Annotated in this window: 18 protein-coding genes; 7 read left to right on the top strand and 11 right to left on the bottom strand. The window is 69.4% G+C overall.

Annotated features, from left to right (window positions below; translation table 11 throughout):
• Positions 1-8 precede the first annotated feature (8 nt).
• The 3 genes from MTP10_RS21360 to MTP10_RS21350 form a co-directional block, all read right to left on the bottom strand.
• Positions 9-884, bottom strand: coding sequence for a sigma-70 family RNA polymerase sigma factor (locus tag MTP10_RS21360; RefSeq protein WP_310711283.1), 876 nt, complete (start codon positions 882-884; stop codon positions 9-11).
• Entirely contained in the window at positions 881-1,273 is a 393-nt protein-coding gene (locus MTP10_RS21355; protein WP_310711282.1) for a VOC family protein, read from the bottom strand. The genes MTP10_RS21360 and MTP10_RS21355 overlap by 4 nt, the downstream gene beginning before the upstream one ends.
• Before the next feature lie 122 nt (positions 1,274-1,395).
• Positions 1,396-2,112 (bottom strand): alpha/beta hydrolase, encoded by a 717-nt coding sequence (locus MTP10_RS21350; protein ID WP_310711281.1) that lies wholly within the window; start codon positions 2,110-2,112, stop codon positions 1,396-1,398.
• A 324-nt stretch (positions 2,113-2,436) separates the two neighbouring features.
• Here MTP10_RS21350 and MTP10_RS21345 point away from each other — a divergent pair, with 324 nt between their 5' ends.
• Positions 2,437-3,108 carry an enoyl-CoA hydratase-related protein gene (locus MTP10_RS21345; RefSeq protein ID WP_310711280.1) on the top strand — a complete coding sequence of 224 codons (672 nt, stop codon included), beginning with the start codon at positions 2,437-2,439 and terminating at the stop codon, positions 3,106-3,108.
• Positions 3,109-3,164: 56 nt separating this feature from the next.
• Here the strand turns inward: MTP10_RS21345 and MTP10_RS21340 are convergent, their stop codons facing one another.
• Genes MTP10_RS21340 through MTP10_RS21330 form a run of 3 tightly spaced genes read right to left on the bottom strand, consistent with a single transcriptional unit; the run spans position 3,165 to position 4,071 of the window.
• On the bottom strand, positions 3,165-3,551 hold the full coding sequence (locus MTP10_RS21340) for a VOC family protein (RefSeq protein WP_310711279.1): 387 nt from the start codon (positions 3,549-3,551) through the stop codon (positions 3,165-3,167).
• The gene (locus tag MTP10_RS21335; protein ID WP_310711278.1) at positions 3,517-3,840 is read right to left on the bottom strand and encodes a metalloregulator ArsR/SmtB family transcription factor; all 324 of its coding nucleotides are present in this window, start codon (positions 3,838-3,840) and stop codon (positions 3,517-3,519) included. The genes MTP10_RS21340 and MTP10_RS21335 overlap by 35 nt, the downstream gene beginning before the upstream one ends.
• A gap of 33 nt (positions 3,841-3,873) precedes the next feature.
• Positions 3,874-4,071 (bottom strand): hypothetical protein, encoded by a 198-nt coding sequence (locus tag MTP10_RS21330; protein ID WP_310711277.1) that lies wholly within the window; start codon positions 4,069-4,071, stop codon positions 3,874-3,876.
• 87 nt (positions 4,072-4,158) lie between these two features.
• On the opposite strand from MTP10_RS21330, the gene MTP10_RS21325 reads away from it, so the two are divergent.
• A complete protein-coding gene (locus MTP10_RS21325; protein WP_310711276.1) occupies positions 4,159-4,380 on the top strand; it encodes a Tn3 family transposase in 222 nt (73 codons plus the stop codon).
• A 169-nt stretch (positions 4,381-4,549) separates the two neighbouring features.
• On the opposite strand, the gene MTP10_RS21320 is transcribed toward MTP10_RS21325, so the two are convergent.
• Complete coding sequence (locus MTP10_RS21320) at positions 4,550-5,209, bottom strand: recombinase family protein (RefSeq protein WP_310711275.1); 660 nt, start codon at positions 5,207-5,209, stop codon at positions 4,550-4,552.
• 1,226 nt (positions 5,210-6,435) lie between these two features.
• On the opposite strand from MTP10_RS21320, the gene MTP10_RS21315 reads away from it, so the two are divergent.
• The 4 genes from MTP10_RS21315 (at position 6,436) to MTP10_RS21300 (ending at position 11,271) form a co-directional block, all read left to right on the top strand.
• Positions 6,436-8,142 carry an ABC transporter ATP-binding protein gene (locus MTP10_RS21315; RefSeq protein ID WP_310711510.1) on the top strand — a complete coding sequence of 569 codons (1,707 nt, stop codon included), beginning with the start codon at positions 6,436-6,438 and terminating at the stop codon, positions 8,140-8,142.
• Positions 8,139-9,854, top strand: a complete 1,716-nt coding sequence (locus MTP10_RS21310) for an ABC transporter ATP-binding protein (RefSeq protein ID WP_310711274.1) — start codon at positions 8,139-8,141, stop codon at positions 9,852-9,854. Before MTP10_RS21315 ends, MTP10_RS21310 begins: the two co-directional genes overlap by 4 nt.
• A 126-nt stretch (positions 9,855-9,980) precedes the next feature.
• Positions 9,981-10,808, top strand: coding sequence for an alpha/beta hydrolase (locus MTP10_RS21305; protein ID WP_310711273.1), 828 nt, complete (start codon positions 9,981-9,983; stop codon positions 10,806-10,808).
• A gap of 145 nt (positions 10,809-10,953) precedes the next feature.
• Entirely contained in the window at positions 10,954-11,271 is a 318-nt protein-coding gene (locus MTP10_RS21300; protein WP_310711272.1) for a hypothetical protein, read from the top strand.
• 221 nt (positions 11,272-11,492) lie between these two features.
• On the opposite strand, the gene MTP10_RS21295 is transcribed toward MTP10_RS21300, so the two are convergent.
• The 3 genes from MTP10_RS21295 to MTP10_RS21285 are packed head-to-tail and all read right to left on the bottom strand — an operon-like array spanning position 11,493 to position 13,733.
• The gene (locus tag MTP10_RS21295; RefSeq protein WP_310711271.1) at positions 11,493-12,305 is read right to left on the bottom strand and encodes a class I SAM-dependent methyltransferase; all 813 of its coding nucleotides are present in this window, start codon (positions 12,303-12,305) and stop codon (positions 11,493-11,495) included.
• Positions 12,306-12,314: 9 nt separating this feature from the next.
• Positions 12,315-12,770, bottom strand: a complete 456-nt coding sequence (locus MTP10_RS21290) for a transcriptional regulator (RefSeq protein ID WP_310711270.1) — start codon at positions 12,768-12,770, stop codon at positions 12,315-12,317.
• A 33-nt stretch (positions 12,771-12,803) separates the two neighbouring features.
• Positions 12,804-13,733 carry an alpha/beta fold hydrolase gene (locus MTP10_RS21285; protein WP_310711269.1) on the bottom strand — a complete coding sequence of 310 codons (930 nt, stop codon included), beginning with the start codon at positions 13,731-13,733 and terminating at the stop codon, positions 12,804-12,806.
• A gap of 249 nt (positions 13,734-13,982) precedes the next feature.
• Here MTP10_RS21285 and MTP10_RS21280 point away from each other — a divergent pair, with 249 nt between their 5' ends.
• On the top strand, positions 13,983-14,501 hold the full coding sequence (locus tag MTP10_RS21280; RefSeq protein ID WP_310711268.1) for a hypothetical protein: 519 nt from the start codon (positions 13,983-13,985) through the stop codon (positions 14,499-14,501).
• Here the strand turns inward: MTP10_RS21280 and MTP10_RS21275 are convergent.
• The gene (locus MTP10_RS21275; RefSeq protein WP_310711267.1) at positions 14,462-15,010 is read right to left on the bottom strand and encodes a helix-turn-helix domain-containing protein; all 549 of its coding nucleotides are present in this window, start codon (positions 15,008-15,010) and stop codon (positions 14,462-14,464) included. The two genes, MTP10_RS21280 and MTP10_RS21275, sit on opposite strands and share 40 nt — an antisense overlap.
• Between the last annotated feature and the right edge of the window lie 86 nt (positions 15,011-15,096).

Below are 15,096 nucleotides of genomic sequence, written 5' to 3'. Positions count from 1 at the left end.
ACCCCGGCTCAGGCCGGGGCGGGCAGCTGGATCGAGGCGAGTTTGGCCGGGTCCACGACGATGTGGATGGCGGTGATCCGGCCTTCGGTGACCGTGAAGGCGATGACGGAGAGAGGCGTTCCGTCGGCGCGCCAGGACATGTGGCCGGGAACGCCGTTGACCAGCACGGGTCGTTGGCGGGCGACCTCGCCGGAGAACCTGCGGGCGCCGGCGGCGACTTCGGTGGCGCCGAGGGTGACGACCATGCCGTCGGGGGTGTCGACGGTCAGCTTCACGTTCGGGTCGAGGACGCGCAGGAGCGCTTCGAAGTCGCCGCCGAGCGCGGCGGCGCGAAATGCCTGGACGACCTCTTGGTGCTCGCGGCCGGGGCCCGCCGGCCGGTCCCTGGCTTGGACCTTGCGGCGGGCGCGGCTGGCGATCATCTTGGTGGCGTCGGCGGATTTGCCCAGGATCTGGCCGATCTCGTGGAACGGGACCGCGAACATGTCGTGCAGGACGAACGCCAGGCGCTCGCTCGGGGCGAGCGAGTCGAGCACGACGAGCAGGGCGAGGCCGACCGAATCGGCCAGCGCCACCTGCTCGTCCGGCGCGGGGTCGTCGGCGGGCGTCACCACGAGATCCGCGAACTCGTGGCCGTAGGCGGTCTCGGGGTGGGCTTGACGCGATCTCAGGAGGTCCAGGCTGATCCGGCCGACCACGGTGGTCAGCCAGCCCGCCAGGTTGCCGATGGTCGCCCCGTCCTGGCGGACGAGGCGCATCCAGGCTTCCTGGACCACGTCCTCGGCGTCGGCGTGCGAGCCCAGCACGCGGTACGCAAGGGCGCGCAGCCGATCGCGCTGGGCTTCGAACGCCTCGGTCACCAGGCCGGACGGGTCGGCGGTCACGGCTTCCGCTGCTGGCGGAGCGAGACCCGGTTGCCGTCCGGGTCCACCGCCTCGACGCGGACCCCGAACGGATAGTCCACGGGTTCCCCCTCCTCGAAGGCGACGCCGCGCCGGCGCATGAGCTCGAAATCCTTTCGCAGATCATCGGATTCGAGGATCAGCGGACCGGGCGCGGCATGCTGGTCCACCTCGCCCGGCTGTCCCGCGGCCGCCGCATGCGACCACAGGAGGATCTGCACCGGGCTGCCGGGAACGCCGACGGTGAGGAACCGTCCGTCGGGCCCCGAGACGTCGATCCGCTTCTCCAGGCCGAGTCCCTCGGTGTAGAACTCCAGCGCGCGGTCCTGATCCGTGACGTACATCGTCACGTACATGATGGTAGTCAGCATCCCTGTTCTCGATTCACTCGTCGGTGCGACGTCCGTCTGTATGCGGTCGTCGCACCTATGACGAGTGCCGACGGGAGAAGGTAACAGGACCGGTCCGCCGGAGTGGAAGACAGGCCGCGGTGTCAGCCCAGATGACGGGCGAAGAACCGCAACGCGCTGTCGGCCTCGAAGGCCGGCAGGTCCCCGTGCTTGCCGGGGTTGGCGTGCAGCGTCTTCTCACCGGAGGCCAGGGCGTCGAACAGGGCCAGGGCGTCCTCGCGCGGAACCAGCTCGTCGTCCCACTGCACCATGAACCGCACGGGCACAGTGACCCCGGCGGCGGCCTCGGCCGAGGCCGACGACGTCCCGCTCAGCCCCAGCACCGCCGCGCGGATCCGCGGCTCGGCGGCGACCAACGGGATGCCGAGGGCGCAGCCCAGCGACATGCCCCAGTAGCCCACCGGGCCCAGATCCCCGAGCGCGTCCAGGACCGAGCGCCATTCCGGGACGGTCTGAGCGGCCAGCAGCGCGTGGAGCTCGGCCAGGAGCGGGAGCGGGTCTCCCGCGCCGGCCATGCGGGCCCGCATCTCGGTGATGATCCGGTCGTGTTCGGCGGTTCTGGGCCGGCCGCCGTGGGCGGGGGCGTCGATGGCCGCCGCCGCGAACCTGTGCTCGGCCGCCAGCCGGATGGCGCGGACCACCACGCCAGGGGCCTGCTTGTGCTGGCCGCCGCCGTGTCCGATGAGGATCAGGGCGCGGGGTTCGGCGTCGTCCGGCGTCCACAGCACGCCGGGGGTCTCGCCGAGGGTGAAGGATCGTTCGGTGACGCCGTCGGTCGACGTCTGAGAGGTGAAGCGCATGCGCGTTTCAAAGCCTTTCGGGATGCCTTGTGCGGGCGCTCCCTAGGCCATGCGAGAGAGGGAGCCCCGACCTGTCACAGCGTTGATCGGTCTCACCTCCTCCGGTTCGATACAGATGCACAGCGACGCCGAACTTATCACGACGATCACGTGTTCCATCCGGAGATCCCCCACCGGAACACCAGCCGTCCGGGCCACCGCCCCTCGGCGAGCCTGGCGGCTCCCGTTGCGGGCGCTCTGCCGGAGGGCGTAAGTTACTCGGCGGTAGAATCTGATCGCCGACGACGACGTGACCTGCCGCCCACTCCGCCCGAGGGAGCCGCCGTGCCCATGCTCGACCGCCAGGACGACGTCTTCGTTCTCGACCTCGGCGACACCGAGAACCGCTTCCACCCCGACTGGATCGACGCCGTCAACGCCGCGCTGGACGAGGTGGAGAAGGCGGAGGGGCCCCGCGCCCTGGTGACCGCCGCCACCGGGAAGTTCTACTCCAACGGCCTGGACCTGGACTGGCTGTTCGCCCACGCAGACCGGCACCGGGACTATGTCGTCAGCGTCCACGAGCTCCTGGCGCGGATGCTGGCCCTGCCCGTGATCACCGTGGCGGCCCTGCAGGGTCACACCTTCGCCGCCGGCGCCATGCTGTCCCTGGCCCACGACTTCCGCGTGATGCGGGCGGACCGCGGTTACTGGTGCCTGCCCGAGGCGGACATCAACATTCCGTTCACCGCGGGCATGTCGGCGCTGATCCAGGCCCGGCTGACCCCGCAGGCCGCGCACGAGGCCATGACCACCGCCCGCCGCTACGGCGGCCATGACGCCCTGGCCGCCGCCATCGTGGACCGCGCGGTCGAGGAGGACGCGGTGCGCCGTACCGCCGTGGAGATCGCCCGCACCCTGACGGCCAAGGCCGGCGCGACGCTCGGCACCATCAAGGCACGCATGTACGCGCTCGCCCTGGCCGCGCTGCGCGACGGGGACGCCCCCCTCGGCTGAAGCCGGCTCCTGCTGAGCGGCGGGTGAGTCAGGCGCGGTGACGGCCGACGTGGTCCTTACTTGCTGTGCACGATCTGGAGCAGGTTGCCGCAGGTGTCGTCCAGGACCGCTGTGGTGACCGGGCCCATCTCCAGCGGCTCCTGGGTGAAGCGGACCCCGAGCCCGCGCAGCCGTTCGAACTCCGCGGCCACGTCTTCCACGGCGAAGGAGGCGGCCGGGATGCCGTCCTGGACCAGCGCCTCCTTGTACGGCTTCACGGCGGGATGGCCGTCGGGCTCCAGCAGCAGCTCGGTCCCGTCGAGGTCTTCCGGTGAGACCACGGTGAGCCAGCGGTCCTCGCCCAGCGGGACGTCGTGCTTCTTCACGAAGCCGAGCACGTCGGCGTAGAAGCGCAGGGCCTTGTCCTGGTCATCGACGAAGACGCTGGTCAGGTGGATCTTCATGGGGTGCCTCCGGTGCGTCGCGCTTGAGCCACCGGGTGATGATGAGCTCAAGGGGTTCGGTGTTCAGATCGTGGAACTTGTAGCGGCCCTCGCGCCGCGAACGGACCAGATCCGCGGATTCCAGTACCGCCAGGTGCTGACTGATCGCCTGGCGGGACAGGCTGAGACCGTGCTTGGTCACCAGTCGTGCGCAAATCTCGAACAGGGTCTGGCCGTCCCGCTCGACCAGCTCATCGAGGATGCGCCGGCGGGTGGGGTCGGCCAGGGCCTTGAAGACATCCTCCGCCATGACCCCCACCATAGGCAAGTAGCGACTTGCCTATCAAGTCGGGTTCGCTGCCCCTGGTCGGACGGGCGCCCACAGCCGGTCGGCGTCGCCGGCCCGGTAGACGTCGATCTTGTGGTGGATGAGCTTGGAGATTCTCCCGCAGCTCGCGAGCTTGGCCGGCACGTCGGCGCGGGGGCCTCCATGAAGCGAGACCGAGGCGGCCCTGCGGGCCACCCGGCACCTGTTCGTCAACCGCGACAACCTGCGAGCGGCGATCGCGACCCTGGTCAACGCCACCTTGAGGATGCGGGACCCGCTGTGGTGGGGCAACGGCACCGCGTGCGCGTCAAGAGCATCTTCGTCGCCGAGCACGTCGCCGCCCCAGAGCTGCGCCGCGAGATCCACGAGGGCCTGCAGGTCGTGGAGAACTGGAATTCGGCCAACACCGACCTGTTCTACGGCAGCGCTGGCACCATCCCCGGCAGCGACAAGGAGCATCAGGAGGTCTCCATGCTCAGCCTTCACCTGCTCCAGTCGGCGCTGGTCTTCCTCAACACCTAGCTGGTTCAGTCCGTCCTCAAGGACCCCGCCTGGCAGAAGAAGATGCCCGACAAGCGAGGACTCTCGCCACTGTTCTGGTCCAACGCCAACCTCTACGGCACCATCGACATCGACATCGACATGGGCCGCCGTCTTGACCTCGACCTGGTCGCCTGACCCTTCCCGTCGATCACGCCGATGGCCGAGGCAGGACGCCCTGGCCGGGTAGCAGGTCGGCCAGGGCGGTTCGCACGGCCGCCCGGCTTACCCCATGAGCCCGTGCCAGGGCCGCAATCGAGGCGCCCTCGTGGAAGGCCGCCCGCACGTCCTCGCGCCGGTCACCGTCCAGCGCGGGCGGCCGGCCGCGATAGCGGCCTTCGGCCTCGGCGGCGGCGATCCCCTCGACGGTGAGCTCGTTCTGGATGTCACGCTGGAACTGGCCGACGGCGGTGATCACGTTGATGATGACGGCGGTGGTGGCGTCGTTGGCGGCCAGATCGTGGAAGTTCGACAGCGGTCCGGACAGGACGCGCAGGGCGACGCCGTGGGCTTGGCACCAGTTGCGGACGGCGTGGATGTCGAGCAGGTCGCGGCAGAGCCGGAACAACTCCGAGACCGTCAGGGTGTCGCCGGGATGCGCCTTGGCGGCGATCTTGCCGAACGCGGGCCGGTCGAGGGCGGGGATCTTGGAGGTGGTGGCGGGGCCCTCGAAGAGGAGGACGCCGTCGGCTGGCCGGAACCCCTCCGCGACGCCTTCGGTGCGCACGAGAAGGCCGGCCTCGGTGAGGATGTGGCGCTGCCGCAGCAGGGACTGGGTCGCGGTGGAGACGCGGGAGTAGACGATCTGCACCGAGCTCTCCTCGGGAAGGGGTGGAGCCCGATTTCCTGTTGGAAAATCCTGTCGTCAATTCGGGGTGCGGAACCAGCCGTCGACGTCACGGTTCGTCACTCGATGTCCGGTTTTTGAGAGGGCTTGCGGGGCCAATCAGAGGGTGTCGTTAGATCTTCTAATCACGACAGCGGCCAAGTTTGGTGCCTTGGAACGCCTGACGATCTTCGGTTCCTGATTCGTCGGCCGACCAAGCGGTCACTGACCGCTACGACCACTGAACACCGGCAAGACCGCTTGGACGCAAGCATCTAGTCAGCAGGCCCATACGGTGCGCTGGGCGCATACTGTGACCACTCCTCCCTGGTCAAAGGTGGTCTCCCGCCAGTCGTGCATGCCGTCGATAGAAGATCGTTCGGCTCCCCCCGAACACGCGGCCCTGGTGGCCAGCGAGCGCGGCGCCGATCTGGCTATGGGTGGCCGTGTCCCACCCAATCCGCTACGCAGGTCGGCCCTTCAGAAGACGAGTCCACCCGCCGGGATTCTCCTGGCCGTCTGCCTGCACCCATGGGGCCGTCCGCCAGGGTCGTCATGGCCGCCAATCGGGGTTTCCCGATGACCGCTAACGCACGGCAACCCCGATCCAGACGATGGCGGCGGACGGTCGGCCTTCGACTCCGCGGGAACATTTGTCCAAGACTGATAGTCGACCGCCCGTGCACAGTCTCCGCATGAATGAGTACGACATCGAGCCGCGTGGTGAACGCCGCGGTCGAGAGAGCCGCCGACTGGAGAGGGCGGGGTCTTCGTAGACGGGGGCGCCTGCGGCCAGTAGGGCGGTGAGGGCGTGCTGGCGGGCGTCAGTCTGCATGTCTGTGGAGTGCCACAAGCAGACCCGGTCAGCCACGTCCGGCATCCGTGAGGGTGGGTACGGGTGAAGGCCTGGGCGGTGGGCAGGGCGGTGCCCGCGCTGGTAGGGGCGTAGTCACGCCGCTCCTGGGTGTCGGCCTGCCAGGCCAGCGCGAGCGGGTCCTCGCCCCCCCTCATACGCCGACCCCGTATACGCCGCCCCTCATCCACCATCGGCTCGGCCACGGGCCGGGTCGTGACGAGATCGACGAGACCGGAGAACGATGATAACCACAAGCGACCTCGCTCGGGCGACCAAGCAATCGCATGCCGATTCCGCGGCGGGACAGAGCATGACCCGGCTGTTGCGTCCCCATCTGCGAAGCTTCGCGGCCGTGATGATCTTGCAGGTCATCGGCGCGCTCACGGGTCTGGCCCCGTTGCTGGCGGTCGTCGAACTGGGCCGTGCCCTGCTGTCGCCCGGCCCGATCGATCACGCTCACGTCTGGACTGTGGTGATCGCGGGTGCGGCCGGCCTGTTCGTCCGGCTGCTGTTCACCGCCGCATCGTCGGGGATCGGGCATGTTCTCGACAGCCGGGTGCAACTGACGTTCCGCCGGCAGTTGGCCGCGTCGCTGGGACGCGTCCCGATCGGCTGGTTCTCCCGGCGCCGCACCGGTGAGCTGGCCAAGGTGGTGGGCGAGGACGTGAGTGCCGTGCATCCGTTCATCGCCCACGCCCCCGGCGAGCTCGTCGCCGCGTTCGTGGTGCCGCTGGTGTCGCTGATCTACTTGTTCACTGTCGACTGGCGGCTCACGCTGATCACGTTGATCCCGGTGGTGCTGGCGATAGCGCTGGTCCCGCTGCTGATGCTGCCGGCCAGGACACGCGAGCAGGAGGCCTACGACGCGGCCATGGGACGGATCGCGAGTTCCGTCGTCGAGTTCGTGCAAGGCATCTCGGTGGTCAAGGCGTTCGGCGGAGGCGAGCGTGCCCACCGCACGTTCCTGACAGCCGCCGACGACTTCGTCAGCATCTTCTCCCGCTGGGTGCGCGGCATGTCGGTGGTCGCCGCCGGGATGCAGCTGGCGCTGTCGCCGCCGTTCGTGCTGCTGGTCGTGCTGACCGGCGGCACGGCTCTGATCACCTCCGGCGGCCTGGCGCCGGCGGACCTGCTGCCGTTCCTGCTGCTGGGCCTGGGGCTGACCGCTCCAGTGGCGGCGCTCGGCCACGGCTTCGACGACCTGCAGGCCGCCGGCCGCGCGGTCGGCCGGATCAAAGACGTGCTCGCGGTCCGGCCACTGCCCGAGCCCGCCCACCCGCGTCCGCCGCGGGGACACCGGGTGGAGCTGCGTGACGTCCGCTTCGCCTACGACGCCGGCCACGAGGTGCTGCGCGGCATCGACCTGGTGCTGGAGCCAGGGACGGTCACCGCGGTCGTCGGACCGTCGGGAAGCGGGAAGTCGACGCTGATCCAGCTGTTGCCGCGGTTCTTCGACCCCAGCCACGGCTCGGTCCTCCTCGGCGGCGTCGATCTGCGCGAGATCGGCGGCCGGGAGCTGCATCGGCAGGTGTCCTTCGTCTTCCAGGATGTCCGTCTGCTGCGTGTCTCGGTCGCCGACAACATCGCGCTGGCGGTGCCGCGGGCCGGCCGCGATGACGTAATCCGCGCCGCCCGGCTGGCCGGCATCCACGACCGCATCCTCCAGCTGCCGCACGGATACGACACGGTGCTCGGTGAAGAGGCCAAGCTGTCCGGAGGCGAGGCGCAGCGGATCTCGATCGCCCGCGCGCTGCTTGCCGACGCTCCCGTGCTGGTGCTGGACGAAGCGACCTCCTTCGCCGACCCGCAGACCGAACAGGCGGTCCGCCGGGCCCTGGCGATGCTGGGCGGCGACCGCACGATCGTCGTCATCGCCCACCGGCTGGAGACGGTCGCCGACGCTGACACTGTCGTGGTGCTGGAGGACGGAGCGATCGTCGAACGCGGCAGGCCCGCCGACCTGCTGACACGAGGCGGAAGGTTCGCCGCGTTCTGGCGATCCCACCAATCCGACGAGATCGAAACCCACGGTGGCGTACTGCGAGGAGACGAGCCCCGATGATCCGAATGCTGCTGCGCGTGCTCGGAGACGAGTACGCCCGGGCGATGCGCCGCACCGTGATCCTGATGACGATCACTGCGGTGATCGAAGGTTTGTCCTACGCGCTGCTGGTCCCGGTGCTGCGGGCGCTGCTCGGCAGCACGCCCGCGGATACCGTGCCCTGGCTGCTCGCGTTCGGGGCCGCGGTCGCCCTCTACGCCGTGCTGCGCTACATCAGCGACTTGTCCGGCATGCGGGTCGGGACCACCATGTTGCGCGGCATGTATCGCCGGCTCGGCGAGCATCTGGCGCGCCTCCCCCTCGGCTGGTTCAACGCCGGTCGCATCGGCGAGGTGTCCGCCCTGGCCGGCCGTGGCCTCCTGCAAGCCATGGGCGTGGCCGCGCATCTGCTGGCACCGTTCATCTCCGCCCTGGTCACGCCCCTGACCATCGTGGCCGCGATGACCGCCTTCAACTGGCGGATGGGGCTGGCCGCGCTGCTGGCCGCACCCGTCGTGGCGGCGATCCAGGCCTGGACGGCACGCGCGACGGCCGCCGCCGACGCCGAACGTCACGAACGCGACCAGGAGGCCACCGGGCGCGTCATCGAATTCCTCCAGGCCCAGCCGGTGCTGCGGGCCGGCGGACGGACCGGCGAACGCTTCCAGCTGCTCGACGACTCGCTTCGGAATGCCCAGCGCGCCTCCCGCCGTACCGTGCTGGCGACGCTGCCCAGCGCCGTGGGGCTGACGGTCACCGTGCAGGCGATCTTCACCGGGCTGCTGGTCCTGGGCGCCTACCTCGCGCTCGACGGGAACATCGGCGCGGCGGAGATCCTGGCGATCCTGGTGCTGGCCGCCCGCTGCGTCGACCCGCTGCTGTCGCTGTCGGACATGGGCGGCAAACTGCGCGGCGCGCGTTCGGAGCTGGCCAGACTTGAGACGGTGCTGCGCACCGAGCCGCTGCGGGAACCCCGCGAGCCGATCCAGCCGGCGCACCACGGCCTGGAGTTCGACGCCGTCGCCTTCCGGCACGGAGCGCTCACGGTGTTCGACGAGGTGTCGCTCACCGTCCCTGAAGGACAGCGGCTCGCGGTCGTCGGGCCGTCCGGCGCGGGCAAGAGCACTCTGCTGCAGCTGCTGGCGCGCTTCTACGACGTGGACGCCGGCGCGGTGCGCGTGGGAGGCGTGGACGTGCGCGCGATCAGCACCGAGGCGTTGATGGCGCGGATCGCCATCGTCTTCCAGGATGTCTATCTCTTCGACGGCACGATCGAGGAGAACGTGTGCCTGGGCCGCCCCGACGCGAGCCTCGCCGAAGTGCGGGCGGCAGCGACAGCGGCGCGGTTGGACGAAGTGATCGAGCGACTGCCCGGAGGATGGACTGCCAACGTCGGCGAGGGCGGCGCACTGCTGTCAGGTGGTGAGCGCCAGCGTGTCTCGATCGCGCGGGCGCTGCTGAAGAACGCGCCCATCGTGCTGCTGGACGAGGTGACCTCGGCGCTGGACCCGGTCAACGAGGCGGCCGTCCACGAGGGCATCGAGCGCCTGATGGCGGGCCGGACGGTGGTGATGGTGGCGCATCGGATGCGGACCGTCCGGCGCGCCGACCGCATCGTCTTTCTGGACGGCGGCAGGATCGTGGAGGAAGGCAGCCACGACGAACTGCTCGACCATGGTGGCCGCTACGCCGGCTTCTGGAACATCTCCATGGCTCCCGCCGCGCGGGAATGAGCCCGCCGGGCCCGTGTTCCGGCCTTGGGACCTCGGTACGGCCGTTATGGTGACGGCCGCCGGTCTTCGACTGCGCGGGAACATTTGTCCAAGACCGGCGGCCGGCCGCGCGTGCATAGTCTCCGCATGAGTGAATACGACATTGAACGTTCGCATGGGATGCACGTGGTCCATGACGGCCCGCGGCAGGCGCCGCCGTTGTTGCTCATCCACGGGTCGGGGGCCTCGAGCGGTTTCTGGGGTCCGGTGGTCCCGGCGCTGGCCGGTCACCATCACGTCATCCGGGTCGACCTCCCGGGCTGCGGCCAGTCCCCGCCCGCGCGGTCGTATGACGTGCCCGCGCAGGCAGGCCAGGTGGCGGCGCTGCTGGACGACCTCGGCCTTCGTCACGTCGCCGTGGCCGGGCACTCCAGCGGCGGCTACGTCGCCACCGCGCTGGCCGAGCAACGTCCCGACCTCGTGGGTTCGCTCGCACTGATCAGTAGCGGCCCGAGTCCGGATGCGCTCCTCCGGCAGCCGTTCATCCTTCGGGTGCTGCTGGCCCCGCCGCTGGGCCCGCTCATGTGGCCGAGGCGTTCGGATGCGATGATCCGCAAGGGGATCAGCGCGACGGCCGTTCGCCCCGTGGACCTCCCGGACGACGTGGTCGCCGATGTACGGGGTATCACCTACCGCGTGATGAGGACGGTGCTGCGCCGGAACTCCGCCTACATCGCCGAACGGAGCGTGCCCGAGCGGCTCGCCGCCCTCGGGGTCCCCGTGCAGGTGATCTTCGGTGCTGCCGACCCCCGTTGGGAGCCGTCGTCGGCGCACCGATACGACGCGGTGCCGGGCGCGCGGGTCGAGCTGCTACCCGGTGTCGGGCACCTACCCCTGCTGGAAGCGCCCGAGACGATCGGCAATCTGCTGCTGGACTTCACGGCGGCGGGGCCGTCGACGACCCATAATCCCTGATGCCTGGACTGGCCATGTGTTGCCTGCCGGAATGCCATCTGACCAGGCGTGGGCGGCCATCGCAGTCCCACGCCCGTCGGTTCGGCTGCCGGGGGTAAGCATGGCCGGGTTCTGCCATCGTGCCCCGGCCGCGGTGGACATCTCCATGATCGTCTACCCGTCCGTCACCCTGCTCGTCGATCTGGGCGAGGGAGAAGGCGTCGTCTACGAAGCCTCTGGCCGGCACGAGCGCGGCAGCGTCGTCGTCGGGCTACTCCCCGGCGATCTCCAGGCAACTGGCCGGGGAGCCGGACAGTTGCTCCAGATCCGGCTGGATCCGGTCGCGGCGGCTGCGTTGCTGGGCGGCGCATCGGCCGAGCTCAGCGGGACGGTGGCAGCTCTTGAGGACGTCTGGGGCCGCGACGCCGGGCAAGCCGAGGACAGGCTGCGCACTGCCACGTCGTGGGCCGAACGCTTCACATGACCTGGCCACCGTCTCGCCGTACATCACCCACACCGTGCGCCGGTTCGGCAACTGGGCGCTCGATTTGACTCCGCCGGATCAGAACCCGACGACCCGGCTCGACCTTGAACCTCGCGTACTGACCGCAAGGGAGCGTTTCCGCCCCATGGCCCCAGCGCCTTCGGCGGCACGTTTCACGAGCTGAAGGAGCGCTGCCTGTCGCCACCGCCGCCGGCGCGGGGTCAGAACCGGTAGCGGAGAATCCGCGCTCCTTGTCGCGATAAGGCTGTGCTGCGGGCGGTGAGACGGGTCAGCGCGCGTAGGGGTTGCGGGAACCGGGCTACTTCCGGGGCGCGGGTGAGGATCTGCTCCTCGATCAGTTCGAGGCCGGCGTCCCAGGACTCCGGTTCGTGTGGGTCGTCGAAGCCCTGGGCGGCTTTGATGCCGAGTGCCTTGATGGTCGGGTGGTACTTCATGGCCCAGGCGGCGAAGCGGGTGTAGCCGTTGAGCGCGAGCTCGCCCGAAGGGAAATGGCCGGCCAGCGCGCGGGTCATTGTCTGGAAGGAGTCGCCGGGCATGAAGGGGAGCAGCCCTTCGGCGACGATCATCGCCGGCCGGTCAGCGGGGATGGCTGTGAGCCAGTCGGAGCTGGTGAGGTCGGCTCCGACGAGGTGGGAAGGGCCGGGCAGACATTCGGATCGCAGGTGCACCACTTCTGGGAAGTCGATGTCGTACCAGTCGACGCCGGGCGGGGGATCACAGCGGAACATCCTGGTGTCCAGGCCGCAGCCCAGGTCGAGCACCACGCATCCGGGGTGAGCGGCGATGTAGGCGCGGACGACGCCGTCGAGCTTCTTGGCACGCAGTGCCGTGGTGAGGACGAGGTTGGGCTTGACCTTCAGCTTGCCGAAGTCGTAATCGATGGTGCCGGCCAGGTCGGCGGAGAGCGTGTCGCCGAGGATCGGGCTGGGCCGCCCTGCGTCCAGGGCTCTGGCGTGGAGAGTGAGCAGCAGCGTTTCCTGGATCAGCCCGAGCTTGGGTTGCCAGCGGTGCATGGAGGTTCCTTACCGGCGTAGCGGATGACGGGCCGCGAGGTTCTGCAGCCACGTCAGGGAGTCGTGGGCGGCCTTGATGCGCTCGGTGCGGTGCCTCTCGCCGCCCGCGATGTCGAGCCCTTCGTCGGCGATCTCGCCGAACGCGCTCAGGCTTTCGAGCTTGCGCTGGATGACCTTCTGCCAGGCGTCGTCTTCGATGCGGTAGTAGGAGACGCGATCGCCTGGCCTTCTCACCTTCTTGACCAGGCCGATGGCCGTGAGGAAGCGCATGTTCGAGGTGAGGGAGGCCCGGCTGGCCTGGATGACGTCCGCGATCTGGCCGGCGGACTGCTCGGCCGGATCGCAGATCATGAGCCAGCCGAGGATGCGTCCGGTGATGGGCGGCAGCCCCCACTCCTCGACGCAGAAGGCGGCCACCCGCTCCACCCAGCGGAGCAGCCGGTCCTGCTGTTCCTCAGTGCTCATCGTCGCATCCTCCGTTGTTGATCGTGTGCTGGCTCACTGTGTCATGGCGGCCACCGACTCGTAGGTGGGTGTCGGGGTGATGTCCGCGAGCCGGGTCTTGCGCAGGTAGAGGTCGAACCAGTCGATCGCGAGCGCCATCGCCTCCTCCAGGCCCGGGCCGGTGTAGAGGCCGAGCACGTCGTAGGGCAGCACCGCGAGCCGCTTGGGCTCGCCCGCCTTGGCGAAGGCGCTTTGCGCCTCCTCGAGCATGTGGTACGGGTCCCAGCCGCCGTTGGCGATCATCAGCAGCGGCGTCGGCGCGAGCCGGTGGATGAGGTTCTCCGGTGCGAAGGTGAGCAGGTGCTCGGCTGAGTCGAGGGTCTTCTCGTTGCGGTAGGTGGGAAACAGGCGGGTCGACATGTCCGGGGCGTCCTTCACGCTGTCGCCCTCCAGCGTCAGATGCGGCACCCGAGCGCTCTGCCCGCCTTCGTAGCGCCGCTGCCAGTCCTGCTGCAGTTGGTCGCGCAGCGCGTGGACACCGGCACGGCCCAGAAGGCGTTCCAGATAGCGCCATCCGTTCCACACGCTGGGGCTCTGCACCACGACGCACTTGATGCGCCGATCGAGCACGGCGGCCTGGGCCGCCACCGAGCCACCGATGCTCACCCCCCACACCCCGATCCGCTCCGGCTGCACTTCGGGACGGGTCTGCAGGTAGGACACGGCGCTGCGGAAATCCTCCACCTGCCGCTCCGGGTAGTCCAGGCCGCGCGGCTCGCCTTCGCTGGAACCGACCGTACGGTAGTCGATGGCCAGCACCGCGAAGCCGGCCTTCACGAAGTACGGCGCGAAGAACGCCAGCGCCTCCTTGACCATCACCCCGCTGTGCCCGAGCACCAACCCGGGGGCCGGGTCGCTCGTCTCGGGCAGGTAGAGATCACCCGCGCAGCGGGTGCCGAGGCTGTTGAAGGTCACATGTTCCATGGGTCACTTCCTACAAGGCTGCTAGTAGTTTCAATCGTGACTGAAATAACTAGCAATGTCAATGTAGATGGCTGTTCGGGGAACGGGTTGCGCACCGCCGCTCACTCCCGTGCATCGGCGGCATTCACGAGTGACAGAGAAGTGGCATTCCCTGTCACGAACACCCGGCTCACAGCGGGTTCGCCCAGCTCACCGCTCACCGCAGCCGGGCCGACTCGGCTACGTCATCTGTCACATCAAGGTGTCCCCGTGCCCGCGCTCGCCTTCCCCGACCGGCCCGACACTCCCAGGCCCGGCCCCAGCTCAGACAGCGGATCAGACGGTAGCCCGGCCGCCGGGCCGAGCGTGGCCGTGGCCGTCGAGCGCTTCCTGGCATCGCTGCCGACCGCCACCACCCGCACCAGCTACGCCCGCACCCTGAACCGCCTCACCGCGCTCGCCGGCCCCCGCCCGGTCCCCGAACTCGCGCCCGACGACTACGCCGCGGTGATGGAGCACGTGCACGGCGCGGCCGCCGCCACCTGGAACCGGCACCTGTCCGCGCTGCCCGAGCAGAGGAGATCCTCTCCCTCGACATCGAAGACCTCGACCCCCAGCTCCGCCGCGCCGCGTCACCCGTGCCACCGCCGCCGTCGGCGTGAATTACCGGATCAACTCGTCGCTGGTGATCTCCGGGAACGAGCGCAGCTGCTCCTCATTGCTACCGGGACCCGTGGATGCGCCCGGTTTCAGGTGGGGCGGCGGATGGCCTCTACGGCGGTGTCGTAGAGGTCGAACAGGGCGACCTGTCCGCCCTGGCGCACCCATTCCTCGTTGGCTGCCTGCAGGCAGATGATCGCCGCGGCCGCGATCGCGCGGGCTTGCAGGGTGCGGCGGTCGGAGTCGGGCAGCCGCGGCTCGATCAGCGGTACGAACAGGTCTTGCCAGCGGGCTTGCTTCTCGGCGTGTCCGGCGCGTAGGGAGTCGTTGCCGAACAGCAGCGTGATGAACTCCAGGCGCCCTTCGGCTGTCATGTCGATCTCCTCGAGCACCTGGAACGCCGCGCGCAGCGCCGCCCAGGCATCCTCGCCGGCCGGGCGCTCCGCGAGGCGCGCGGCGATCAGCTCACCCTGTTCGGCCAGGCCGCTGAGCGCGAGGTCTTCCTTGTTGCGGAAGTAGTTGAACAGGGTCCGCCGGGAGACACCCGCGGCGGCGGCGACCTCTTCGAGGGTCGTGTTGTCGTAGCCCTTGGCGGTGAACAGCTCGACAGCGGTCCGGGCCAGCAGCGAGCGGACCACGGAGCGGGTCTGCTCCCGAAGAGGTGTCGGTCTCTGAGCCATGCACAGATGGTACGTCATCTCACACGATGCAGTTATTTGCACTC

Source organism: Nonomuraea sp. 3-1Str (assembly GCF_031570565.1).
Classification (GTDB): Bacteria; Actinomycetota; Actinomycetes; order Streptosporangiales; family Streptosporangiaceae; genus Nonomuraea.
The sequence above is the reverse complement of the archived record's forward strand: the minus strand, read 5'-3'. Positions and strand labels throughout refer to the sequence as shown.